A 25,113-nucleotide genomic window follows, 5' to 3' on the forward strand; every position below is an offset into this window, starting at 1 on the left:
GACTCTTGCAAGCCAGGCGGCTCCGGTTCAGGCTCTTGGAAATCATATGCAAATGAACCGCCGTAATTTTGTAACAACGGCTGGCATTGGAGCGCTGGCCAGCCCCTCTTTACTGGCTCTAGGCCAGGCGCCGCAGGTGCTGGTCCGCAAGAGCGCGCGGCCTTTAGTGATGTCGTCCGCCAACGGGAATATTTCGAAAGATAGCGCCGGGCAGACCTGTGTGACCAAGGCTTTTGAAATGATAACGCGCGGCGGGGATGTGCTCGATGCGGTGGTGGCGGGGGTGAATATCGTGGAGTTGGACCCGGAAGACACCAGCGTCGGTTACGGCGGATTGCCCAATGCCGATGGGGTCGTGCAACTGGATGCGTCCGTCATGCATGGGCCAACAAAAAAGGCCGGCGCCGTTGCCTGCATCGAGGGGGTGCGGACTCCGTCGCTGGTAGCCAAGAAGGTGATGGAAGAGACGGACCACCTGCTGCTGGTGGGCGCCGGGGCGCAGCAGTTCGCGCGCAATCTCGGGTTCAAGATCGAAGAGGACTTGAACACGGACAAGTCCCGCAAGCTCTGGCTCGATTGGAAGCATCGAACCGACCCGGAACATTACCCGGACCCAAAGGAGCGGGCCGAGGCCGGGCACAGGGCGGGCCTGCAGATGGTGGCCGAGGGGTTGATCGACCCGAACCATTTCTACGGGACAATCAATTGCAACGGCCTGAACGCCAAAGGCGAGTTGGCTGGGGTCACGACGACCAGCGGGCTGGCCTGGAAAATCCCAGGGCGCGTCGGGGACTCGCCTATTTTTGGTGCGGGATTGTACGTCGATGGCGATGTGGGAGCGGCAGGGTCCACGGGGCGAGGCGAGGCCAATCTGTATTCGCTGAATTCATTTTGGGTAGTGGAGTTGATGCGCGCGGGGACCTCGCCGAAGGACGCGTGCATGGCCGCATTGAAACGGGTGGTGGCCAACACGATCGAGAAGCGGTTGCTGCGCAGTGACGGCAAGCCCAATTTCAACATTAGCTATTACGCCATGAACCGGAACGGCGATTATGCCGGGGCGACGCTCTACTCGATGGGGGGCAAAAAGCCGGTGCAGTATGCGGTCTGCACGGAGAACGGGCCGGAGTTTGTGACGATGGACGCCATGTTCGAGGGAGAAGCGGAGTAGGGGCGGGGGAGCGGGCGGAGCAATCTGAGCAGGCGGAGGCATCAGCGTCATTGGCTTTCCTGGGGTCCCGAACGTCGAACATCGAACGTCGAACTGGCTCATCTGGTCCTGGAAAAGAGGAACCGCCAGAGGCAATCCGAATTGAGGGCCGCGCGGCCAAGTCTTCCCTTGAATACGGGGCAGAACATGAGCCATTGAAGCACTTTAGCCCATGCAAGGCGTTTGGCGAAGGCGTTATCACAAGCACGGGCGAGGGCCTGCCTGGCTTCTGACCAGGAAAGTTCCGCGCGGCTGTAGGCGCAAAGCGGCTCGATGGCCAGGCCCGCTGCCTCGAAGGCCATGGACATGCCATTGCCGGTGACAGGCGGGATCATGGTCAGGGCGTCGCCGATTCGGCACTCAGGGCGGCCAGTGGCACGGGCAGGGCGCAAAGGGAGCCCTGCCACCGAGCAGAAGGAGCCTTCGTCGAAAAGGGCTCCAGCCATTCGCTCATGCAACAGGCTGCCAGGCGGCCCACGCAGGGCATCCTGCCAGCTTGGAGATGGTCCATCCGAACCGGCAGCTCGTCGAAACAGGCCGCAAACATTGGTTTCTCCACCTGGCAAGCGGCATAACCCGACGTAAGAGTGGTCCTGGCCATGCATTTCGAGGTCTGCCAGCAACCGGACATTTCGGGCGTGAGCTTTCAACCCGAACCAGCGCCATCCGTTTTCGATCGGCTGGGCGCGGCGCCCCGCAGCCCAAACCAGGCCCTCCTGGGAAGTGTTCCCGGTCCATCGCGCGTTTTGGCGCAGCAGGCCCTGGCAACCGCTTTGAAAGTGCCCAGCCAGCAAGGCGTCCATGGTCAGACGCGACAAGCACAAAGCCGGAGGACTCACCGCGCGGGGCGCAGAGCTTGAGTTTCCCAGGAAGAAGGCGGCCATGCCGGCCTGAATCGCGCCTGCTTTTTGGAATAAATCGAGCAAACCAAGGCGTTCGAGGACTTGTTGGCCGCGGCCACTGACGAATTCGCCGCAAACTCTACGTCGTGGATAGCGGCCTGCTTCCCAGATGGTGACCGGAACGTCCCGTTGGCGCAGGCCGATGCCAAGGGTCACGCCGGCCAGCCCTCCACCAATGATGGTGAGTGACTTCATTTCAGCGCGGGGACGGCATGCGCAGAGAAGTTGGCTGCGCGTGGCGTGGAAGCTCGGGCCAAGAAGAGATGAGAGAAAAAGCCTGCAGACCGCTCGATGAATGTCCAATGCTCCCGTAAATTAGGTTGGGCGGCAAAACCGCCACTGCCGGAATGAATTTGTATGCCGGCGGTATCGAACTGCTCCTGGCGGGTCGCGGTCGCCGAAGTCCAGAGTGCTGATAGCTCTCGTCCCTTAAATCCAGCGCGGACGCTCACGGGCGCGTCATGACGAGTGACGGCATTGCATCCGATGAGCAAAACCAACCGGCTGAAAAAGACGCCCATCAGCGAACGTCGCGGTTCAACGGCGGCAAACAAAGAAGCGCGCCGGGCCGAGAGGCGAAGTAGTTGGGCCAACTGATGAGGGCTGAAATGGTGAAGGAACAGGTTGGCCAGAATGATGGCGTTGGGGTATGCAGAATGCTCGCCAAGCCAATCAAAGATATCGGCCTGGCGCAATTCGAGTATCCAGCCGAGTCTTTTGAATTGGCAGAACGTGTCAGTCGAGACCAATCCTTGGCGGTCCACCAATGATGCCATGGTGCCTTGCCATTGAGGCCCCAGGCGGCGAGCCACTTGCAGGAGGAACCGGCCATCACCGCCTCCAAGGTCGATGAGGGTGGCTGGCTTGGTTCCATCAAAGGCCGTTGACAAGGCCGTTGCAATGGTCCTGGCATTTCCCATCCAGGCATTGATTCGCAATAAATCGTTTCGCGAACCCCTGGCCCGCAAATCCTGTGGCGGGAGTTCATCGAGCAATTCCGGTGCGACCTCGCGTTTCACAAATACCCCTCAATCCAGTTCGCTTGCTCAATCCACTTGAAGCAGTGCCCCATGCCCGCTGAAGCCTGCGCCAAAGGAGGCCATCCACCAGTAGCCGCCCGGCGCCCGCCCGGCCAGAGCGGCTTCCAGCACGAAAAAGAGTGAGGCGCTACTTAAGTTGCCATATTCGGCCAAAACGGCGGCGCTCCAGCGGGTGTCCTGCTCTGACAAGCCGAGGCGCTGCCGAAGCGCCACCAGAACGTCCCGTCCGCCAGGGTGTAATAACCATTGATTAATTCCCTCGCGCGGACAGGGGCCTTGGCCCAACACGGAGGCCAACACCCGTTCCGCCTGGGCCGCTGCCAAGCCGGGCACCTGGGGAGAAAGGACATTGCGAAGCATTCCCCCGCGTTGCTCAAAACGCAGGAGGTCACGGTCGGCCGGGTTAATCAATGAGCCGCCCATTTTCCATTCGAGGCGGCGGTGGCCATTGGATTCGTTAGCCAGCACTGCCGCGCCTGCCCCATCGCCGAACAGACAGGCGCTGATGAGCACGCCGGGATCGTTATCCCAGAAAAAGGCGGCGCTGCAAACCTCGACGCAGATCGACAAAACGCGCCGGCAACGGCCTGCGGCAAGGAGGGCCTCAGCGGCGCGAAGATTGGGGAGCGCGGCCCCGCAACCCTGGCCCACCAAATCGAGCGCCAGCACCTCGGGTAGCAATCCCAACAACTCGCCGACATAACTGGTCAAGCCCGGGCACAAGTACCCTGTGCAGGTGCTAATGAGCAGTGCGTCAATGTCCCGGGCTGATGCGCCGGCATTCTGGAGAGCGCGCTGGGCGGCCTGGGCCGCCAAAAGCGGGGCATTTTGAACAAAACGCGCCTGGAGCGCGTCAGGATTTAGGTCAAAGGCCTCCGTGAGGTCGGCGAGAGCCAGGTGCCGGGTGGTAATCCCGTTGTTGGCAGTCAAAACTTTTCTGAGGATAGCGCGCGAGCGCGGGCTCAACTGCTGGAAATGGGCGGCGCGCTGGGCGGTTTCCCAGCACTCGAGTTGCGTGTAGCGTTGGGGCGGGGCAGCCGTCCCCAATCCGGCGATAAACATTGGTCAACCTAGTGTGGTCCGCCTCAAATCGCTAACGATTTTGTCGATTGGGCGATTGGGGCGCGCAAGTATCGACAGAATCCCGAAATAGGGTAACCTCGGGGCAGGTGGCGTGGTCTCATATTGGAGAGGCGCTAAAAGACAGGCGATAGATATGGCTAATGCAAAGCGATTTCATTGGGGTAGATGGGCGTTGGTGGTGCTGCTGCTGGCAGCAGCGGCCGGTGTGGGGTGGTATGTTAAAACCAAGCGCGATGCGCCGGCGCAATACCAGAGCACTCCAGTCACACGGGGCGACCTGACGCAGGTCGTGACGGCTACCGGCCAGTTGGCTCCGGTCATTAACGTTTCGGTCGGCAGCCAGATTTCTGGAATAGTGAAACACCTCTTTATTGATTACAATTCGACGGTCAAATCCAACCAGATCATCGCCGAAATCGATCCGTCCACTTACAACATAAACGTGCTGAAGGCGAAGGCCGATCTGGCTAATGCCAAGGCGAACCTCTCGCTGGCCACAGTCCAGGCGCATCGCTCCGCAGAGCTTTACACTAATAAGCTGGTCTCGGCATCGGACAATGATATCGCCCAAGCCCAGATGGAGCAGGCCGCGGCCCAGGTCCAGAGCGACGAGGCCATCTTGAAGAATGCCGAGGTCCAGCTTTCCTATTGCACGATTTACGCCCCTGTGGATGGGGTTGTTATTTCCCGGGCCGTTGACGTGGGCCAGACCGTCGCCGCCAGTTTTAATACACCCACTATTGCGGTGATCGCCAACGACCTGACCAAAATGCAAATCGACGCCCTGGTTTCGGAGGCGGATATTGGAGGTGTTGTCACTAACCAGGATGTGGACTTCAGCGTCGATGCCTATCCGTATCGCACGTTTCACGGCAAGGTCAGCCAGATTCGTTATGGGGCCATTACCAACCAGAACGTGATTAATTACGACTGCGTGATTGGGGTTCATAATTCCGATCTGAAATTGCTGCCGGGAATGACGGCAAACGTCTCGATCATCACGGCGCGGCGCGAGGAGGCCCTGCGCATTCCAAACGCTGCTTTGCGCTTCCACCCGCCCGATGCGGTGGAAGGATGGACCAACGAGGTTGCCCAAACGGCTGCCCAGGCGGCGCCTGCAACCGGCGGACGCGGTGGGGCGGGCCAGGGCGCCGGAAGAGGTGGAGGCGGTCCGGGCGGCGAACGTCGTGGAAGCGGCCCGGGTGGCCCTGGTGGCAAGCCAGGCGGAGGCGCAGGGCACGCCAAACCCGACAGGCCTCTCACCCGGACGGTCTATGTGCTGCCGGCCAATTTCGATCCCAAGGACCCGGAGGGCGCGAAACCAAAACCGGTCCAAATAAAGGTGGGAATCAACGACGGGATCAACACCGAAGTGCTGGCCGGCTTGAAAGAGGGCGATCAGGTCGTGACGGGCGTTATTTTGTCAGCCGATTCGCGCCGCGGGCCATCCAACCCATTCGTTCGCAGGTTCTAGCCGTGCGCGGTGAGAAGACATTTGAAAAGCGCTCCCGGGCCTCTAGGTTAAAGCAGCATGCCTTTCGAAAGCCGGAATGCGCCCTCGGAAATAGCCAGTGTGCCCGAAGAGGTAACCGGCCAACCGCGTCGCGTGGTCTTGGGACATTTGCTCTGGCGCAAGACATTCACGGCATTGCGGCATCGGAATTTTCGCCTGTTCTTCGGAGGGCAGCTTATCTCTCTAATCGGCTCCTGGGTGCAGAACACGGCGCAGGGTTGGCTGGTGTACGAGCTGACCGGCTCAAAGATGCTCCTGGGGGTGACGGCGGCGGTCGCCTCGGCGCCGATGATGCTTTTCTCGATTTGGGGCGGTTCGGTTGCCGATCGGCATTCCAAACGCAATATCGTTCTGTGGACCCAGACGAGCATGATGCTCGCTGCCTTCGTTTTCGCCGCCCTGGTCTGGAGCGGGCGCATACGGATTTGGGAGATTCTGGTGCTGGCGGGCGCAGGCGGTCTGGCGATGGCCTTCGATATGCCGGCGCGCCAGGCATTCATGGTCGAGATGACCAGCCGCGAGGACTTGATGAACGCCATCTCGCTCAACAGCTCGATTGTCAATGGCGCCCGTGTGATTGGCCCTTCAGTCGCCGGTTTCCTCATGGCCCGTGCCGGGATGGCGATGTGCTTTTTTCTCAACGGAGTCAGCTTCCTGGCCGTCCTCGCCGGGCTTTGGCTGATGCGCCTGCCCCGGTTCGTGCCGCCCCATCGCGCCAGCTCCGCCTGGGCCCACGCCGGGGAGGGTTTCCTCTATGTCTGGCGCGACCGGCGCATGCGCACGATACTGATTCTCTTCGCGATTGTGGGTATTTTTGGCTGGTCCTATTCGGTGCTGATGCCGGCGTATGCCACGGATGTGCTCCACGTTGGCCAGGCGCAATACGCATTTCTGCTCAGCGCCAATGGAATCGGCGCATTGTTGGGGGCCCTCACCGTGGCGACCATCGGCAGCCAGACCAATCGGCGCCTGTTGGTGTTTGGGGGTCTGATGGTTTTTTCCTGCATGCTGCTGTTGTTGGCCCTCGTGAAGAACTACTTCCTCGCACTGGTCTTCCTGGAAGTGGGAGGCTGGGGCATGTTGCTATTCTTCTCGACCGTCAATACCCTCTTACAGACCAGCTCCTCGGACGCCATGCGGGGGCGGGTGATGGGTATTTGGGCGCTGGTGTTTGGCGGGATGACACCCATCGGCGGACTCGAGGCAGGGGCCCTTTCGAATTCTATGGGTGTCCAATGGGCCGTGGGCACGGGCGCAATTGTTTGCGCGCTGGCTGCGCTGGTGGTCTGGCTCATTGTCCGCCAACAGCCCTCGCCCGAATCGGCAGGCGGCACCATCGGAGAAGGCGGTTAGTTTATTGCCGGAACGTCTGTCGAGTGCTCCAAAAAATCGCCGCGGGACTGGCACAGTCCAAGGCGCTGCCGCGCGTTCCAAGGCCGTTTGCCAGCATTTGACAGCATGAACACCGTTATTGAATTGGAAGAAATCTACAAGGTCTATCATACGGGTGAAGTGGATGTACACGCAGTGCGCGGCGTCTCGACCGAAATCCACACCAGTGAGTTTGTCGCCATTATGGGCGCCAGCGGCTCGGGCAAATCGACGCTGATGAACATCATTGGGTGCCTGGACCGCCCGACCAAAGGCCGGTATCTGCTCGATGGCACCGATATTTCTGAATTGGGTCGCGATGAGCTGGCAGATATCCGCAACCAGAAGATCGGCTTTATCTTCCAGGGGTTCAACCTGCTCTCGCGCACCTCGGCGCTCGAGAATGTCGAATTGCCCATGCTCTACACGCACCGCCACCTGACCGGGCGTGAGCAACGGGAACGGGCGGTCAGTTCCCTCGAGATGGTGGGCCTGGCGGATCGAGCGGACCATCACCCCAACCAGCTCTCGGGTGGCCAGCAGCAGCGGGTGGCCATTGCGCGGGCGCTGGTCAACCAGCCCTCCCTGCTCCTGGCCGACGAGCCCACCGGCAATCTCGACAGCCAGACCAGCATCGAGATCATGGGGGTCTTCCAAAAACTCAACGAACAGGGAATCACCATCGTGATGGTCACCCACGAACTGGACATTGCCCGCTACACCCGGCGCAACCTGATCATGCGCGATGGGCGAATCGTCAGCGATGTGGCTGTGACGGATAGACTCAACGCCGAAATCGAACTGCGCCGCTTGCGCGACGCTCAACAAGCTGTTCAATTAACCGTATGAAACGGATTCTGGCCACGCTCAAAATCGCCGCGCGCGCCCTGCGCCGCAATAAACTGCGCACCTTGCTGACGATGCTGGGAATGATCATCGGCGTGGGCGCCGTCATCGCGATGGTCGGAATCGGCAACGGGGCAAAATCGCAAATCGAAGCCCAAATCGCCAGCATGGGCGAAAACGTAATCCTCATCTTTTCAGGCAATTTCACCCGCGGCGGTGTTCACAGCGGATGGGGTGGGGCAGGAACGCTCACGGTTGAAGACGCCGAGGCCATCGAGCGTGAAATTCCCGGAGTGACCGCAATGAGTCCCGAAGTGCGCACATCGACCCAGGTCGCAGCCGGCAACGAGGATTGGTTCACCCAAATCATCGGCGAGGCTCCGGAATATTTCGACATTCGCCACTGGCCGGTCGTCGCTGGGGCGCCATTCACCGAGCAGGACGTGCGAGTCGCCGGCAAAGTTGCTGTGATTGGCAAAACCATCGCCGACCAACTTTATCCGGGGGAGGACCCCATTGGTCAGATTATCCGCATCCGCAACGTCCCCTTTACGATTGTCGGGATGCTCTTGCCCAAGGGCCTGTCAGTCCAGGGCTGGGACCAGGATGACCTCATCATTGTCCCGTACACCAGCGCGATGAAACGGGTGCAGCGCGCCACCAACGTGCGCACCATTCTCGTCCAGGCTGCCAAACCTTCTCTGCTGAACCCGGTTCAGCAACAGATTATCGATCTGCTGCGCCAACGCCATCGCATCACCCCAGGCAAGGACGATGATTTCACGGTTCGCAATCAGCAGGAGATTGCCGATATGGCCACGGCCCAATCCCAGACGATGACTTACTTGCTGGCCGCCATTGCGTGTGTGTCGCTGGTCGTGGGGGGTATTGGAATTATGAATATCATGCTGGTGAGCGTTACCGAACGCACCCGTGAAATCGGCATCCGCATGGCCATCGGCGCGCGCGGGAACGACATTCTGCTGCAGTTTTTAACTGAGGCCGTGACCCTCAGTGTTTTTGGCGGGATTGTCGGGATCGCAACCGGGATGGGGACTTCCAAAATCATCGAGGCCTGGAAGCAGTGGCCGGTCGTCACCCCGATTATGTGGGTGGTCGCCGCTTTTTTGGTCAGCGCTGTTGTGGGCGTTTTCTTCGGTTTTTATCCTGCCCGAAAGGCCTCCCGGCTCGATCCGATCGACGCCCTCCGCTACGAATAAGCGCCCACCTCAACTACCGCCACACCCGTGACGCTTTTGACCGCCCGCGTTAAATCATTGAGCCTTCCGGGCATCTGGTGATAGTTGCTTCACCCTGGTTTCAAACTCCGCCAGGCCAGTTTGAATCTCTTCCCTCGGCAGATTTCCGGCGCTCAGGGCCGCGTCGCTTTGGTTCTCCAGTCGCTGGTAAAAGGCAGTCCCAAAGTCCAGCAGACCGGGATGGTCCGGAGCCGCTTCGACGATGGCAAAAAGGGCATCCTCGGCCTTGGCGAATCCGCCGGTGCGTTCGTAGTGCTGCATCAGCAGGGCCTGTGTGGGGATTGGCAAGGGTGCATCCGCCAGCGCGCCCGCGAAGACATCCACTCCAGGCACAAACTCGGCGCGGTCGGACGGCTCGCCCAGCGCCAGGTCATTGAGCAACAGGTGCAGGCCCTTCAAATAAAGGGCGCGGGCTTCTGCCGGGCGCTCCTGGCCAGTCGCGATGTCACCGGCTTCCTTCAACAGGGCGGTTACCATGAGGGTTTTCTGACGCGCCGACTGGGTTGTTTCACCGCGAATCAGAAGCGCCAGCAGCTCAGTCTGGCTCAACTGAATCAGGCTCGAGGCATCTGACTCCAGGAGCCTCCGGAACTCTGCATCGAGCGCAGCGGCTGCCTCGTCCCAGAGTTGGTCTTTCTTGAGCGCCTTCATCCTGGACAGGACCTCAAAAAACTCCTGGAGCATTCGGAGAATATAATCGCGTCGAATCAAGCTCTGCCCCCCCGCTTACAGCTTTGGAACAATTTGAACTGGTTTCACCTTACGGGAGCCGAGCGCCGCCCGCGATAAAAAAGAAAGGAACCCAAACGGCAAAAACTCAATAAGACCAGCCGGGATACAGCTCCAAAGCTTCACTCCGGAGTCGTCAAGTAGGTAAAACCCTTACAAAACAAGGGTCAAACTACCCGAAACCAGCTCCCAACAATTATTTATTTGAATAAAGTTGAATCGGGGTTTGTCAGAATGAATAGTAAGCCAGAAAAAGAGGGGTTATGTCGGTGTTGCTTATAGGATGCTTTACTTAGGTTAATACCTATGAGAAACACGTTGACAGGAATTAGACTCAATGATTTATTGTAGGCAGATACGCCTTAGAATTTTTCGGGCATGGTTGAATTGTTCTTTGTCAGCCCAAAGTGATTTCGGGCCTGGTTCCGGGTACAGACCAGGGCCGATGTTCTCCGTAATCCTACTGTTGTACTTAATTCGAAAATTCCCCGGGCTCTTCGGTCACCCCCTGACTGACTAGCCCGGTTTTTTTATTTTGTTTCACGGCGCGCCAGCACGGCCGCTCCGGTGATGCCGGCGGTGTCTCCCAATTTGGAGGCGACAATCTCGACGCCTTTCATGGCGCCGGGCATGGCGTAATCTCTGGTGGTTTCAATGATGACGCTCATCATTTCATCAGCGAGTGCTTCGATGACTCCGCCCCCCAGGACCAGCACCTCCGGGTTGAGGATATTGACCAAGTTGGCCGTCGCCACGCCGATGTACTCGGCGGCCCCTTCCACAATTCGATCCACGAATTTATCTCCCCGGCGGATAGCCTTGCGCAGATCGCCGCTGCGGAGGTCTTCGAGGCCTTCGCCCAGCATCTCGGTGAGGATCGTCTTCTGGCCTTCCTTGATGCCGGCTTTGATTTGCTGGAAAATAGCGGTCCGGCTGGCCAGGGCCTCGAAACACCCTTTGTTGCCGCAACCGCATTTGGGGCCGTTGACCTCGATGACCATGTGGCCGACCTCGCCCGCCGTGTGGCCAAAACCGCTGTAGAGCTCCCCATTGATGATAACGCCCCCGCCAATACCGGTGCCGACGAAAATGCCCACCATGCTGCGCGGTTTGGATTTGAGTTCGGCGACGTAAACGCCCAAGGCGGCGATGTTGCAATCGTTCTCCACGAATACGGGGACCTCGAGGATTTTTTCGAGGCCCTTTTTCAAGGGAACATCCTTCCAGCCATCGAGGTTTGGGGCGAAGATGACGGTACCGGAGTCGAAATCGACGGCGCCGGGCGCGCCGATGCCCAGGCCGGCGACCTGCTTGAGGCTCAGGTCAGCCTCATCTATGGCGTCCTGAACGCAACGGGCAATCCGCTCGATGACCCGGTCCACTCCGCGCTGGGATTTGGTGCTAAGCTTGGACAACCCGACGCATTCAAGGGAGCGATTGAAAACGCCGGTAAGGATTTTCGTCCCCCCCAGGTCAACGCCCACCAGGTACTCCGCTTTGGAGGTTGCTTCGGCCATCAAAATCCGCTTTCTGATTTCACGGTAAAGCTTGCCCGATTTGGCCGCGCCAATCCGCCGGCGATCAATTCCCCGCCAGGACCGGGCCGATCTTCTTTCTCAATTCGGCATTGACGGCGTCGGCGGAGCGCATGCCATCGATAATGCTAAAGCCGTAGGTGGTCTGCAAGTAGCGGAATGTCTTTTGCATTGCGCCCTGGTACTTCATAAAGCTGTCGAACATGTCTCGCGAAAGGCCCAGGTCCATTCCGCTTTCCCAGTAATCCAGGGCGGTGTTTTTAGCAAAGTTGCGCTGAACCAATTCCTCAGGGGCCACATTGAGGTAGAAGACCGCATCGGGTTCGAGGGCGATGCCGTAGAGGTTTTTCAACCAACCCTCGTCCATCCCCCGCACCATATCGCGCGCCATCAAGGTGTAGATATAACGGTCTGCCAGAACGATAAAGCCCGCCTTCAGGGAGGGCAGGATGATGTTTTCGAGCTGATCGGCAAAATCGGTCGCGTAGAATAAACTCAGCGTTGTCCGGCTCAGGATGTTGCCCTGCTGCGCCTGCTCCAGTTCCTCGCTGACGAGTGTCGAGCGCTTGAGGCCAACCTGGACGGTTGCATGGCCGCTGCCTTCGAGCCATTCGACCAGCCGGGCAATTTGGGTCGAACGCCCGGAACCATCGGCCCCTTCAACGACAATCATGCGCCCGGCCAGCAGTTCAAGTTCGACTTTGGGAATGCCATGGCCGTAAAAGCGGCGCGGGGTCTGCCGCGGCACTATGATCTCGTTTTGGGGACCGTGCCTCACGGGACTGGTTCCTGGGTTGTCAGCGCGCGAAGGGGTGTGGTTCTGGATTTGGCAGGCGGGACCTGCGTTTTTTGGGGCAACTGCTCAGCTCGCATGAACTTGGACAAGTCGATTTTATGAGCGACCAATTCGCGAACGAGGGTTTGTTGCTTTTCGACGACTTGGTTGGCGTCGATTACCAGGAAGTTAAACTCGGTGCTCATGGCCAGGTATTGCTCGAGCATGCGTCCCTGGAACATCCGGAAACTCTCGTAGGGATCGGTCGAGAGGCGCAGGTCCATGCCCGCTTCGAAGTATTTTAACTGCGGCCGGCCATCCAGGATGCGTTTGAGCGAGACATCCAGGTCGGCCTTGAAAAAGAACGTCAGGTCAGGGAGCGCGGCGAAGTTGTAGAGGCCGCGCACCCACTCGGGGGGACAGCCGCGCACGACATCGCGGGCGAAGGCGGTAAAGATGTAACGATCGCACAGAACCAGGTAGCCGGCGCGCAGGAGGGGGACCAGGTGGCGTTCGTAGCGGTCGGCGAAATCGGTGGCATGAATGAGACTAAAGGTGGTTGGGGTCAGCAACTCGCGTTTCTTGCCTTTGCTGGTGGCGGCCTTGACCAACTCCGACGAATTCCATTCGCTTAGATAAACCCTTAGTCCCTGCAATTCCAACCAGCGCTTGAGCAAGTAGATTTGGGTCGATTTGCCCGAGCCATCCAGACCTTCCACCGCAACCAGGCGCCCGGGGAAATTCAGTTCGGCGAACGTTTTCATTTCCTGCGAATCGAAAGTAGGATTTTACCCGCGCAACACAACACTTTTATTGCGGGGCAAAGCCCTCGGCCATGGCGACGGCCTTGAGCATAGCCTTGGCTTTATTGAGGGTCTCCTGGTATTCGCCCTCGGGGGTCGAGTCGTTGACCCAGCCGCCGCCGGCCTGGACGTAGGCCATGCCGTCCTTGAGCAAGGCGGTGCGGATGGTGATGCAGCAATCCAGGTTGCCGCTAAAGGAGAAGTAACCGACGCATCCCCCATAGGGCCCACGCGCGGTCTGTTCGAGTTCCGAGATGATCTGCATCGCGCGAATTTTGGGTGCCCCGCTCAAGGTGCCGGCAGGGAACGTGGCGCGCATGAGGTCGTAAGGCGTTTTGTCCGGGGACAGGCGGCCCTCGACCTGGGAGACGATGTGCATGACATGGCTGTAGTGCTCGATGATCATCAGGTCTTTGACCTGAACGCTGCCGAATTGGCAAACCCGCCCCAGGTCGTTGCGGGCCAGGTCCACCAGCATCACGTGCTCGGCCCGCTCCTTGGGGTCCGCCAGCAATTCCTTTTCGAGCGCCTGGTCTTCCACCGCCGTCGCGCCCCGCCGGCGGGTGCCGGCTATTGGGCGTATTTCCACCCGCCCTTCTTCGCATCGGACATGAATCTCCGGGGAGGCGCCTACGAGCGAGAACCCCTCCAAATCGAGCAGGAACATGTAAGGTGAGGGGTTAATGGACCGGGCGGCGCGATAAACATCCAGGGGGCCGGCTTTGAGAGGGATGGAAAGGCGCTGCGAGCCCACCACCTGGATGATGTCACCCGAGGTGATGTATTCCTTGGCCTTGAGGACGTTTGCCAAAAACTTTTCTTTCGGCACATTCGATTCAACAGGCAACGAGGGCACATCATCAGGCACACTGACGGGCCGGTGTTCGATAGGTTGTTCGAGCAGGGCAATCAGGCGTTCGATTTCGGCGACCGCGTTTTCGTAAGCTTCTTCGGCGGTGGGGGCGTCTTCGAGGATGGCGTTGACGAGCACGGTGATGGTCTGGGCCACGCGATCGAAAATGAGGAGTTGGTCTGCAATCAAAAAGTACAGGACGGGAGTTTGGACCTCATCCCTTGCCGGTCGTGGCACAACCGGCTCGACATCATGGATAAACTCGTAGCCAATAAACCCGACAGCCCCTCCGGTAAAACGGGGCAGACCGGGCAGCGTGACGGGGCGGTAGGCCTGCATCAGGCGCTGGACAACTTCCAATCCGTCTCTGACCTGAGCGGGCGCCGCCCCATCGCCGGTTGCGAGCGCAAGAGCCGCCGCGCCAGAATCCGGCTTCCTCCCGGAGGAAATTTCGTGGCTCGACACCACTTTTCCATTCTTGAGCACATCGACGCGGTTTTTCATTTGGCGCACCACAGCCCGCGGATTGCAGCCCACAAACGAATAGCGCCCCAGGTGCTCGCCGCCTTCGACGGACTCGAAGAGGAATGATTCCCCCGGCCCGCGGATTTTGCGGTAAGCAGAAAGAGGGGTTTCGGTGTCGGCCAGTAGCCGCCGGGTGACGGGAAGGACATTGCCCCGCTCTTTGAGTTTCAGGAACTCGACCAGGTTAGGAGAGTAACTCATCGGGTACCCTTTTGGCCACCAGTGGGGCGGCCGAGGCACTCTCAGGCAGGCGGCCAGCGACCAGGCTGCGGAGGCTGGCTTTTGCCGAGCGACGCAGGCGAATCATGCCCAGCAAGGTGTAGAAAGCGACCGCCAGAGCATAGGCCACAATGCCCAAGCCAATCGCCTGCAGGACCGGCGACGGCTGGGGTTGAGCGCTGCTGAAGTAAATTATCGCGCCGCCCACCGCGCCGGTCAGGGCTGTTTGGGCAAAAAGACAAAACAAGTAAAGAGTGATGCTGGCGTCCTGAACCCGTTCTACGTGCCACTCGCGGTAGCCGTGCTCGCCCAGCGAGCGCATGAGCCAGGCCGATTGAAAGTTGCGCGCCGCAACCAGGACGCTGGTGGTGCTAATCACAATGGCCGGCAGCGGCCAGAAGGCCAACACCAGGCACATGGCCAGGTTCAGGGGGATGCCCCATCTCCAACCCAGTTTTTTAGCCAGGGGATTGCCTTCCAGGACCAGGTTGGGCGTGGCGACCCACGTGCTGAGAAAGTCCATGGCCCGCGCGCTCAGGAGCAGCAGCAACATCAGCCAATAAGCGCGGCCAGCGAATGGAACGAGATCATCCATTATTTCTTGCCATAAATCTGTTCAGGTGTCTGGAGCCGTGATTCGGTGACCTGGAGTTCCTCTGCGCCGTTTCGGGCTGAGCGGAAGAAGCAGGAGCGATAGCCTTCATGACAGGCGGCGCCGACCTGCTCGACCTGGATCAGAAGCGTGTCTCCGTCGCAATCGAACGCAATGTCCTTAACGGCCTGGGTGTGCCCGCTGCTCTCGCCTTTCATCCAGAATTTTTGCCTCGAACGGCTCCAGAAATGCGTCTTGCCTGTCTGGATGGTTTTTTCCAGCGAAGCCCGGTTCATCCAGGCCATCATCAAAACGCGGCCTGAGGCGTGGTCCTGGATGATAGCCGGGATCAAGCCGGCGGGATCAAACTTGAGTTGGTCGTAAAAGCTCATTATTCAAGACGCAGCAATGTAACCAGCAACAACATGGGAATGCAAACAAAGGTGGAGGCTAAATCTAAATCCAGAGTATGGCTATCCCCCCGGTGATTTTGCGTTTCCAAGGCTCCTTGCAGTAATCGAAAAAATATAGACCGACGGTTGAGGCGCTTTTGGCTGAGCGGTGGGCGCGGCTCAGGCGGAGATGAGCCCCCTTCGCTCGTGACGCCTCTGGTTCGGGCTTATCTGGACCGTAGCACCAAGGCTTAGTTTGCCCTGGCAGCGGTTGGGCCCGCGTTGGTAGCGGCGTCGGAAAGAGAGCCCAGAGGTTTGAGAGCAGTCGAAGGGCCGGCGACCTTGTTCTCTTTCTTAGGCTCGTCTTTCTTTTCGACCAGGAGCTGAGAGCGTTCCTTGAGGAGTGGATCGAGGGTCCAGCTTGAGACCAGATAGACCCAATTGCCATAGGCCTTTTCCTGCGCCAGTTTGTCTTCGAGCTTGGTTTGGTTGTCCTTAAATTCCTTGTCCAGTCGAGCCTTATCGGCGGGCTTTTCATCCTTGCCGGGTGTTCGTTCTTTGGGGAGGTCGGCCGCCACAGAGACAGCCAGAGGATAATTGTCATTGGTTTTCTGGCCCACGTCGAGGGTGTAGGTGAAGTTATCGAAGGTGTTGAGCGTGATCACGGTGGGTTTATCGAGTTGATTCGGTTTCAACGCGCTATCGACATCCGAAAAGCTCGGCGAACTGAGCGGATTGGCCAGCCCGGAGGTTTTCGAGCTGTCGAGTTGCTCGCCCGGTTTGGCGTCAGCCAGCTTCCATTCAGCAGTCTCGGCGTCGCGCGTTACCTTCCAGGAGTTTGTTGCGACCGGGTAATTCACGCTAATGGCGCGGATTTTATCGACTTTGAAAAAGTCCTTGTTGAGCCACTGGTCGGGTTTGGGCTCGATGTTGGAGAAGGGTTCGGAGACCAGGTCCACCGTACCGGATTTGGCGCCGACTTTGACATAGCGGCCATCGGGCCAGCCGCCCTCGCCCATGTCGCCCATTGGGGATGGCCGGCTGGACTTCTGCATATGTTGCTTGCCCAGCAACAGCGACTGAATGGGCTTCTCATTCTGGTCTTTGAACTCGACCACCAGGGCGGCGTTGGTTCCATGTCCCGGCACCAGGGCGAGCCTGGGCAACTGTGAGGGGCCGACCTCCTCGCTTTGAACGATCTTTAAATCGGCCAGCTTCAGCAGGAACTCGGTGATCTGGGAGTAATTGGCGGGGTAATCGTTGCGCTCGCGCACGCGCCACAGGCCATCCTTTTTGACAAGATTCAATTCATTGGTGTCCTGGCTCAGGGAGATATGGGCGATGTCGTTGACCGGTAGATTGCCGACCAGCTTTTTGCCCAGGGCGGAGTCGCCGGTATTGGCGAAATCATTCTGCCGGGTATAGACCAGCAACCCACCGATACCCACAACGATCAGTAAGAACAGGAGAAGAGTTAATTGTTTGCGATTCATTTTGCCGAAGTGCGTTTGCGTTTCAAAAATGCGAGAGAAAGCCCGGAGACGCTGACCAGCAGGGGCATAGCGGCTATGTTGAGCCAGGTGACCCGGGTCTGCAGCGCGACGACCTCGCGGCGAAGGTCTTTCTGGACTTGCTTGAGGTGTTTGCGCGTATCGAGCTCCTCCTTGCGGAGCTTGGCGAGTTCGGCGCTCTGCTCAGGGGAAAGGATAAAGCGCTGGTCCTTGTCCTTCTTCTGCTGTTGCAGTTCGTTAATCTTGGTCTGGGCCTGGGAGGCGGAGTCTTCGAGCTGTTTGATCTCACTCTGAAACTTCTCGTTGGCCGCTGCTTCCATCGCGCGGATTTTTGTGAAGGGCCGGTTGAGCGTGGCGCGGCTGCGGACGGCGATGAGGTTGTTGTCTCCAGTCAATTGTTCGACGGCGTTCTGGGCGAAACTCAGGTTGCCGTTGGCGGCGGCGTAAGCGGTGCCAAAGAGGGTCGAAATGGGCTGCAGGGCCACCCGGTCATAGAGCATATCGGCGTCGCCTACCAGAATAACAGTAGTGTTCTGGGAACTTTCTTTGAGCGAATTGTCCGGTGCTTTCTCGGCCACTTTGGCATCGTTGGCCTTCGTGCCGGCATCCTTTTTTTCGTCATCCTTCTTGTCCTCGGGTTTGCCGTTAGGAAAAGCCGTTTTGAATTTTCCAGTCAGCCTCACAGCCAGCGCGTATTCGGTCCCGGAAGGCTTAAAGTCTTTCATGACGTTTTCGCCGGAAAGATTGGCCATGAACCCATCGACAAGCTGGGAGTCCTTGGTGCTCTTGAGCAAGACGGTTTCCTTTATGCCCGGCATGGGCGTGCCGACAAAGGCCCCGGCGTAGGGGAGCCAGAGATTGTCAATCTGGCTGGTTACCACGTCGTCTTTGTTGATGCCATCGCTGGCGACCGAGAGCACCGCCGGGGCGTCCTGGGGTTGGCCATTACGACCGCCCAGTTGCATTTTGTAATTCATGTCGGCAACGACTTTGGTTGTATCAAAGGAAAGACCCCAGGCCTTGAGAAGTTTGTCCAGACTCGAACCGCTATTGGGGATGCTCCCGAGCATTTCGTTCTGCTCGCGGGAATCGACCATGGGCAACGGGTCCAGAAAGGCAATCAGTTTGCCACCGCGCAGGACAAATTGGTCAATGGCGAATTGGGCCTTATCTGAAATTTCGCGAGGATGGACTACCATGAGGACTTTGACATCGTCGTCGATTTTGTCCGAGTCCATGGGGACCTGCTTGACCGTATAGTCCTCTTTTAACTCGTTAACGATGACCCAGGGCTGCTGGGCCTGCTGGCCCATGCGCGCCATCATCGGATTGGCCTGCATGCCAAAGATGGGCATGGCGCTCATGATGCCGACGACCGGTTTATCCGGTGTGATCACACGGGAGATGGCGCGGGAGAGGTCATATTCGAGCAGGCGCTCGCGGCTGGGGTCCAGGAAAGGGATGCTTTGGTTTTCATCGAGCCGGCTTACGGAAACTCCCAGATAAAACCGATCCCCGTTGCGCAACGTTTGGCCTTCAATGCCCGCCATCCGGGCTGAATCTTCCGCGTCGGAATCGGGTTCGGGATCGTATTTTTCGATTATCAATTTGCCCCCCGCCGCCTGCCGGTACTCATCGAGCAAATCCTCAACTCGTTTGGCGTAGCCTTTGAGATAGACGGTCTCGGGAGTGGTTTGGCCCTGCGTGCAATAGAACCGAAGCGTCACCGGCCCGTCCAACTTCTTCAAAATGGCCTTGGTGCCCGAGGAGAGCGTGAAGGCCTTGTCTTTAGTGAGGTCGATGCGCTGTTTGACGGTGGCGGCAATGACATTGAAGGCTATCAGGATGAGGGCCATGGCAACAATGCCGACCGTCGAGTAAAGGATGGTTTCCAACGTTTTCTTTTTCATCGCGTACTTTCAAATCAACCCGCCCGGTGCCCGCGCAAAATGACGCTGGTGGAGAAGAGCGAGAATATGATAATCGACAGGAAGAAGAGCACGTCGCGGGAATCGAGCACGCCCTTCTGGAACCCGTCGAAATGGGTGACAACACTGAACGAGGTAATGGTATCGACCAGCCACTGCCAGGAATGGCCCAAGCCGTCCATAAGCCGGACGACCGGGGTGAATCCCGCCAGGATGAGGAACAGGCAGAGCACGACCGAAATAATGAAGCTGACAACCTGGTTGCGGGTCATGGCCGAAGTGATGCAACTCACCGCCAGATACGCCCCCGCCATCAGCCAACTGCCCAGGTAACCCCCTAGAATCACCCCGTTATCGGGCGAGCCCAGGTAATTCACGGTCAGGACAATCGGAAACGTGAGCACCAAAGCCAGCGCCAGGAAAAGCCAGGAGGCCAGGAACTTCCCGACGATGGCTTGCCACGCTGTAATCGGCATGGTCAAAAGCAACTCGATGGTTCCCACACGCCGCTCCTCAGCCCACAGCCGCATGCCGACTGCCGGGACCAGAAACAGGTAGAACCAGGGATGCCAAAAAAAGAAACTCCCCGAGAGGGAGGCCTCGCCTTGCCTGAAAAAGTCGCTGACCATGAAGGTGAAAAACCCGCATAGCAGCAGGAAAATGACGATAAATATGTAGGCGAGCGGTGATGAAAAATACGCGCCCAACTCGCGTTTGGTAATGGTTTTTATGTTCGCTAAAGCATTATTCATTTCTTCTCCTCCGTTGCCGTATCCGGCATGGTGATATTGCGGAAGACTTCATCAAGCCGGCCTTCCTCGGTGTGCAACTCTTCGATGCGCCACCCCTGCGTCGCATCGGCAATGTGATGAGCCAATGCGCCGTTGACTCCGTTTTTTGGGAAAATCCGCGCCGTGACCCCAGAGGCGTCCTCCTTCAAAATGGAGGCCCGTTTTACAATCGGCAATTGCACCAGCCGCTGGTTGAGCAGCGCTCCATTAACGCCGGTGACCCGCAGGGTGACCGCCCCCGCCCATTCGGATTTCTGGCGCAGATCGTGCGGGGTGCCGTTGGCGACGATGCGCCCGCGATCAATGATGATTGCGCGCGAGCAAACCGCATCGACTTCTTCAAGAATGTGTGTGGAAAAGATAATCGCCTTCTTCTGGCCCATGGTGCGAATCAACTGGCGGACCTCGTGTTTTTGATTGGGGTCCAACCCATCGGTGGGTTCGTCCAGAACCAGCACATCGGGGTCGTGAATGATAGATTGGGCGAAGCACGTCCGATGGCGAAAGCCTTTGGACAGTGTCTCGACACTCTGGTGCAGTACCGGCTCCAGGAAACACATTTCCACGACGCGCTGGATGGCCTTGCGCTTGGCCTCGCCGCGCAAGCCCCGGATTTCGGCCGCAAAGTTCAGGAACCCGTGAACAGTCATATCAGTGTAGGCGGGGGCGTTTTCCGGCAGGTACCCGATAAGGCGCCGCGCCGGGATGGGTTGCTCGACGACATCGAAACCCCCAACCGATACCGTGCCCGCCGATGGCGGAATAAACCCGGTAATCATCCGCATGGTGGTGGATTTGCCAGCCCCGTTCGGTCCAAGAAAGCCCAGCACTTCGCCACGGTCCACGGAGAATGAAACCCCATCGACGGCGCGTTTGGTGCCAAAGACCTTCGCCAAATTTTGAACTTTTATCATAAAAGGTGTTGCTCCGTTTCCGGCTCGAAACAAACAAGCAGAGTATCTGGTCTCAACACGGTTGCAAATCAGAATTTCGGCCCGTTGTGTTTGTCACCGCATTGTTCTAAACTTTGCAACGCAGTTTCGGGAATTTTGGATTAGAATAAGGCGATGGTGTTCAAAAATTTTTTTGAAGGGCAGCCGGTCAGCGCCGCCGGCCAGGGTGAAAAAAGCAACACCCAAAGAGAGGCCGGAGGAAAACCACCAGCGCAAAGCGGCTGCCGTGTAAGGAGATGTAGCTATGGGAAAAATGAGGATTATGGCCGCTTCCGTTTCTTTTCTGCTTTTGGGCGCTGCAGGTTGTGCGACGCTGAACCGGCCTGAACCGTTGCCCCCCGTCAACTTGAAGACGCCCGGCTGGACGGTCCTTCAGGGACAAGCCGTCTGGCATTTGGCGCACAACCAGCGAGAGATAGCCGGGGATGTTTTGGCGGCCTACCGGGCTGATGGCAGCGGTTTTGTGCAGTTCAGCAAGGCCCCGTTCACACTGGTCATCGGACAGGAAACGCCCAAGCAATGGCAGGTGGAGTTCCCGCCTCAAAACCGGCATTACTCGGGCAAAGGCCAGCCGCCGCAACGGTTAATCTGGCTGTACCTGCCGCGAGTCCTTGCGGGCAAAGTGCCGCCGGAAAACTGGATTTGGCGCCAGGACACCAACGGGTGGCGTTTGGAAAATGCAGCCGCACAGGAGTCTCTCGAGGGGTACTTCAACCAATGAACCCCGCCGCCCCGCGCCGCTCTGATTTGCCCCACCCCAGCCTGAAACACCCGGGCCGTTGGCTCTGGCTGTTTCTCCTGGTCCCCATCGCTCTCGGTTTGGCGCGGCTCCGCTTTGACATCGAGGTATTCGATTTGCTTCCGAGCAACCTGGCGGTTGTGCAGGGGTTGAAATTGTACCAGGAATATTTTGCGAACGCGCGCGAGCTCATTGTCACGGTGAAAGCGCCCACTGCAGACCAGGCTCAAAGCGCAGCCCGTTCGATCGCCGATGGCTTGCGGCCTCACACTAATTTGATTGAATCGGTCACCTGGGAGCCGCCCTGGCTGGAGCACCCGGAGCAAGCGGCCGAGTTGCTCGCATATCTCTGGTTCAACCAACCTCCAGCCAGATTCAATGAGCTGACAAACCGGCTGGCTCCGGACAAATTGGCCGAAACCCTGGCCGATGCCCGTTCCGAGTTGGCCACCTCCCTCTCGCCGGACACCATTGCGCGGTTGAGCTACGACCCCTTTGGCCTGACCCGGCTGCCCGAAAGCGCCGCGGGCGCGGCCCCCTCGTTCGGCCAGGGCGAAGAGATGTTCAGTTCCAAGGACGGGACATTTCGGATCATTTTCGTGCAGGCCCGTCCTGAGTTGCGAACATACAGCCAGTGCGAGCAATGGCTGGAGTCGGTGCGCGAGTTGGCCAACCAAGCCGCGCGCCAGCCTGGTCCAGGGGTTGTGACTCTGGGCTACACTGGCCGGCCAGCATTTGTGGCGGAAACAGCCAGCGGGATGCAGCACGATATTACGGTATCGGTTGGCGGAACGGCAGCCATTATCGCGGTGCTCTTTTGGCTGGCCCATAGAAGGGTCAAACCGATGCTATGGTTGCTGGCGTTATTGGCGCTGATTCTAGGCAGCACCTTGGCGCTGGGCGGCTTGATCTTCGGCAAGATTAACGTCATCAGCATGGGATTCGCCGCTATCCTGCTGGGGCTGGCTGTCGATTACGCGGTCGTGCATTACCAGGAAGCCCTCGCTCACCCGAACCTTACCATTCCCCAAATTCGCCACGCCATTGCTCCCAGCATTTTCTGGGCGGCCACCACCACCATAACTGCCTTCCTGGTTCTGAACTTCGGCGGGTTGCCTGGGTTGGGCCAGTTAGGCACCCTGGTCGGACTGGGCGTGGCGCTGGCAGCCACCATTATGATTTTTGAATTCCTCCCACCCCTTTTTCCTGGCCGCAACGAGCCCAGGAACGAGCCGGTGGTCCGAACAGCCGGACCTCAGCCGTCCGAAGGCGAGCACACCGGAATGGATACTGAGGGGGATGATACCCTGGGCAGCTATCGGCTGAGCCGGAGTCGAGTTTGGCTGATCCTGACGATTACCGGGGCGGTCGTCACCTGCACGCTCATCGTCCTGGCGTTCGGGCTCCCCGCAATTGACTCAACCGCCAATTCGTTGCGCCCGCGCGGGAGCGCCGCCTACGCAGCAGTGGCCGAAATCCAGGCCCAGCTCAATCAAAAGCGAGAGGCGCTTTGGTTGATTATCGGTGGGCCAAGCGTCGAAGCCGTCGCGCAAAGGTTGGATCAAACCCAAACCGTGCTGGCCAACGCCGTGTCGAACCATTTAATCGCCGATTTCAAGCTCCCGGCTCCGCTCTGGCCACAACCCCAATTCCAGGCCGCGAATCGGTCAATCGCACTGAAGTTGGCGGGCGAACGTGAACTGCTGCGCACCGTGGCGGAAACGAACGGGTTTGCGCCCAGTTCGCTCGGTTTAACGGAAAGAATGCTCGACGTTTGGAATCGAGCGGGACGAAGTGCCGGCGTATTTTGGCCCACCAATCCAATGAGCCAATGGATTTTCGAAAAGTTCGCCGCTCGCGCTCCCACGAATTTCTTTGTGCTCGGGTTGGTTACTCCCATTTCCAATGCAGGTCCAACCGGGCCGCAGGCGCGAATGGAGGCGTTGGAATCCGAGTTGCCACACAAGGATGTGTGGCTTTCAGGATGGGAACTGCTGGGCAGCGCCATTTTTGGCCGGGTGAAGGCCAACATGTGGAAAGTGCTGGCCCCGATGATTGTCCTGGTGTTGCTCTCACTGCTTCTAGCTTTCCGCCGGGCTTTGGAAATCGCGTTCAGTCTGGCGGTATTGCTGGTGTGCGGGTTATGTTTGCTGACGGTGATGCGATTGGTGGGTTGGTCGTGGAACCTGCTCAATCTGATGGCCATTCCGCTGGTGTTGGGGACCGGGGTGGATTACAGCATTTTCATGCAACTGGCGTTGCGACGTCATCAGGGCGATCTTGTCCTGGCCTATCGTGCCGTGGGCCGGGCTCTTTTGCTGTGCGGCGGCACGGCTATCGCCGGCTTTGGCTCGCTGGCCTGGTCCAGCAACGCCGGGATGGCCAGTCTGGGCCAGGTCTGCGCCATTGGCATCGCCAGTAATATGCTGATTGCAATCTTTTTGCTCCCAACCTGGTGGCGCATCGCCAAAACTGGCAGATGAAGCCAGCCTTAACAACAGCCCAGCCCGAAGCCGTCTCGATCAAAACTCGTTCGGCTACTCCGCTCGTCTCGACCCCCTCCTCGCTTTATCGTCCGGAAATCTGGCGGCTCGGTTTGCGACTCGCTCGGGTTTTGCCCCGCAATGCCTGCGCCGGGCTGGGCCGATTCTGTGCCGGCCTTTACTGGATGCTGGCCAGGCGCCGGCGCGAAGTAGTTCTTCAAAACCTTCTGCCTGTGCTGGAAGGAAACCGGGCTGCCGCGCAGCGAACGGCTCAGAGACTGTTTCAACAATTCGCCCTGAAGGTGACCGATTTGTGGCGCTATGAATCGGGCCTTTCAATCGACGACCTCTTCGGCGAGACCACCGGTTGGGAGCACTTCGTCCAGGCCAAGAGCCATCATGGCGGTGTGCTGGTCGTGACGGTGCATCTGGGCAATTGGGAATTCGGCGGGCCGCTCCTGACGCGCCGCGGCGTGGCCCTCCAAGTCCTGACACTCGCCGAGCCCGGACGCGGTTTTACCAAACTGCGGCAGGACTCACGCGCCCGCTGGAACATCGAGACGCTGGTGATTGGCGATAATCCTCTGGCGTTTGTGGACATCATACGACGCCTGGAAAATGGCGCCACGGTGGCCTTGCTGATGGACCGGCCACCCACCCCAAGCGCCATTGAGGTGAGCCTTTTCGGACAACCCTTTGCGGCGTCAGTTGCCGCCGCCGAACTGGCCCGCGCCTCCGGCTGCGCGTTGCTGCCCGTTTATCTGCCTCGCACGGGCAGCCAGTACCAGGCGCATATCCTGCCGGAAATTCCTTACACGCGCCAGGCACTCCGAGACCGCCAGGCGCGCCAGCAACTCACCCAGGAAATTATGCGCGCCTTTGAACCCCTCATCCAAAAGCATGCCGACCAGTGGTACCATTTCGTGCCCGTTTGGCCCAAAAACGCTTTTTGAAAATGGCCAGTTCCCCTTCCTCCTCGTTTTCGTCCTCGTCCGTCGTCCTCGATGTTTCAGGGCTTTCGAAAACAAGGGTCAGGGGCGGCACCGTGCAGTTTTTGCATT

The 25,113-nt window shown here is 58.8% G+C and carries 22 protein-coding genes; 8 read left to right on the forward strand and 14 right to left on the reverse strand.

What is annotated here, in order from left to right:
• Positions 1–52 precede the first annotated feature (52 nt).
• Complete coding sequence (locus VG146_05640) at positions 53–1,171, forward strand: N(4)-(beta-N-acetylglucosaminyl)-L-asparaginase (protein ID HEV2391830.1); 1,119 nt, start codon at positions 53–55, stop codon at positions 1,169–1,171.
• Positions 1,172–1,269: 98 nt separating this feature from the next.
• On the opposite strand, the gene VG146_05645 is transcribed toward VG146_05640, so the two are convergent.
• The 3 genes from VG146_05645 to VG146_05655 are packed head-to-tail and all read right to left on the reverse strand — an operon-like array spanning position 1,270 to position 4,214.
• On the reverse strand, positions 1,270–2,307 hold the full coding sequence (locus VG146_05645) for an FAD-dependent monooxygenase (protein ID HEV2391831.1): 1,038 nt from the start codon (positions 2,305–2,307) through the stop codon (positions 1,270–1,272).
• Positions 2,304–3,131: a class I SAM-dependent methyltransferase gene (locus tag VG146_05650; GenBank protein ID HEV2391832.1), complete on the reverse strand. Its 828-nt coding sequence runs from the start codon at positions 3,129–3,131 to the stop codon at positions 2,304–2,306. Before VG146_05650 ends, VG146_05645 begins: the two co-directional genes overlap by 4 nt.
• Positions 3,132–3,158: 27 nt before the next feature.
• Positions 3,159–4,214, reverse strand: a complete 1,056-nt coding sequence (locus tag VG146_05655; GenBank protein HEV2391833.1) for a 3-oxoacyl-[acyl-carrier-protein] synthase III C-terminal domain-containing protein — start codon at positions 4,212–4,214, stop codon at positions 3,159–3,161.
• Between the two features lie 154 nt (positions 4,215–4,368).
• On the opposite strand from VG146_05655, the gene VG146_05660 reads away from it, so the two are divergent.
• From VG146_05660 to VG146_05675, 4 genes are all read left to right on the forward strand, one after another.
• Positions 4,369–5,709: an efflux RND transporter periplasmic adaptor subunit gene (locus VG146_05660; GenBank protein HEV2391834.1), complete on the forward strand. Its 1,341-nt coding sequence runs from the start codon at positions 4,369–4,371 to the stop codon at positions 5,707–5,709.
• Between the two features lie 57 nt (positions 5,710–5,766).
• A complete protein-coding gene (locus tag VG146_05665; GenBank protein HEV2391835.1) occupies positions 5,767–7,101 on the forward strand; it encodes an MFS transporter in 1,335 nt (444 codons plus the stop codon).
• Between the two features lie 105 nt (positions 7,102–7,206).
• On the forward strand, positions 7,207–7,968 hold the full coding sequence (locus tag VG146_05670) for an ABC transporter ATP-binding protein (GenBank protein HEV2391836.1): 762 nt from the start codon (positions 7,207–7,209) through the stop codon (positions 7,966–7,968).
• A complete protein-coding gene (locus tag VG146_05675; GenBank protein ID HEV2391837.1) occupies positions 7,965–9,185 on the forward strand; it encodes an ABC transporter permease in 1,221 nt (406 codons plus the stop codon). Before VG146_05670 ends, VG146_05675 begins: the two co-directional genes overlap by 4 nt.
• 54 nt (positions 9,186–9,239) lie before the next feature.
• Here VG146_05675 and VG146_05680 read toward each other — a convergent pair whose 3' ends face one another.
• The 11 genes from VG146_05680 to VG146_05730 form a co-directional block, all read right to left on the reverse strand.
• Positions 9,240–9,935 (reverse strand): DUF6483 family protein, encoded by a 696-nt coding sequence (locus VG146_05680; protein HEV2391838.1) that lies wholly within the window; start codon positions 9,933–9,935, stop codon positions 9,240–9,242.
• 548 nt (positions 9,936–10,483) lie between these two features.
• The gene (locus VG146_05685; protein ID HEV2391839.1) at positions 10,484–11,470 is read right to left on the reverse strand and encodes an ROK family protein; all 987 of its coding nucleotides are present in this window, start codon (positions 11,468–11,470) and stop codon (positions 10,484–10,486) included.
• Positions 11,471–11,534: 64 nt separating this feature from the next.
• Positions 11,535–12,266 (reverse strand): thymidylate kinase, encoded by a 732-nt coding sequence (locus VG146_05690; protein ID HEV2391840.1) that lies wholly within the window; start codon positions 12,264–12,266, stop codon positions 11,535–11,537.
• Complete coding sequence (locus VG146_05695) at positions 12,263–13,027, reverse strand: thymidylate kinase (GenBank protein HEV2391841.1); 765 nt, start codon at positions 13,025–13,027, stop codon at positions 12,263–12,265. The genes VG146_05690 and VG146_05695 overlap by 4 nt, the downstream gene beginning before the upstream one ends.
• A 46-nt stretch (positions 13,028–13,073) precedes the next feature.
• Positions 13,074–14,645 (reverse strand): anthranilate synthase component I, encoded by a 1,572-nt coding sequence (trpE, locus tag VG146_05700; GenBank protein ID HEV2391842.1) that lies wholly within the window; start codon positions 14,643–14,645, stop codon positions 13,074–13,076.
• Positions 14,629–15,258, reverse strand: a complete 630-nt coding sequence (locus VG146_05705; GenBank protein ID HEV2391843.1) for a hypothetical protein — start codon at positions 15,256–15,258, stop codon at positions 14,629–14,631. The genes trpE and VG146_05705 overlap by 17 nt, the downstream gene beginning before the upstream one ends.
• A complete protein-coding gene (gene hisI / locus VG146_05710; GenBank protein ID HEV2391844.1) occupies positions 15,258–15,647 on the reverse strand; it encodes a phosphoribosyl-AMP cyclohydrolase in 390 nt (129 codons plus the stop codon). The genes VG146_05705 and hisI overlap by 1 nt, the downstream gene beginning before the upstream one ends.
• Positions 15,648–15,898: 251 nt before the next feature.
• Positions 15,899–17,140: a DUF4340 domain-containing protein gene (locus VG146_05715; protein ID HEV2391845.1), complete on the reverse strand. Its 1,242-nt coding sequence runs from the start codon at positions 17,138–17,140 to the stop codon at positions 15,899–15,901.
• Complete coding sequence (locus VG146_05720; protein HEV2391846.1) at positions 17,137–19,068, reverse strand: Gldg family protein; 1,932 nt, start codon at positions 19,066–19,068, stop codon at positions 17,137–17,139. Before VG146_05720 ends, VG146_05715 begins: the two co-directional genes overlap by 4 nt.
• Before the next feature lie 14 nt (positions 19,069–19,082).
• Entirely contained in the window at positions 19,083–19,838 is a 756-nt protein-coding gene (locus tag VG146_05725) for an ABC transporter permease (protein HEV2391847.1), read from the reverse strand.
• Positions 19,835–20,791: an ATP-binding cassette domain-containing protein gene (locus VG146_05730; GenBank protein HEV2391848.1), complete on the reverse strand. Its 957-nt coding sequence runs from the start codon at positions 20,789–20,791 to the stop codon at positions 19,835–19,837. Before VG146_05730 ends, VG146_05725 begins: the two co-directional genes overlap by 4 nt.
• 301 nt (positions 20,792–21,092) lie before the next feature.
• Between VG146_05730 and VG146_05735 the strand changes: the two genes are divergently transcribed.
• From VG146_05735 to VG146_05745, 3 genes are read left to right on the forward strand one after another with little or no spacing between them, the layout of a single operon-like run.
• Positions 21,093–21,551 (forward strand): hypothetical protein, encoded by a 459-nt coding sequence (locus tag VG146_05735; protein HEV2391849.1) that lies wholly within the window; start codon positions 21,093–21,095, stop codon positions 21,549–21,551.
• On the forward strand, positions 21,548–24,052 hold the full coding sequence (locus VG146_05740; GenBank protein ID HEV2391850.1) for an MMPL family transporter: 2,505 nt from the start codon (positions 21,548–21,550) through the stop codon (positions 24,050–24,052). The genes VG146_05735 and VG146_05740 overlap by 4 nt, the downstream gene beginning before the upstream one ends.
• Entirely contained in the window at positions 24,049–25,005 is a 957-nt protein-coding gene (locus VG146_05745) for a lysophospholipid acyltransferase family protein (GenBank protein ID HEV2391851.1), read from the forward strand. Before VG146_05740 ends, VG146_05745 begins: the two co-directional genes overlap by 4 nt.
• Positions 25,006–25,113: the final 108 nt, after the last annotated feature.

This window comes from Verrucomicrobiia bacterium (assembly GCA_035946615.1).
GTDB lineage: Bacteria > Verrucomicrobiota > Verrucomicrobiia > Limisphaerales > UBA8199 > DASYZB01.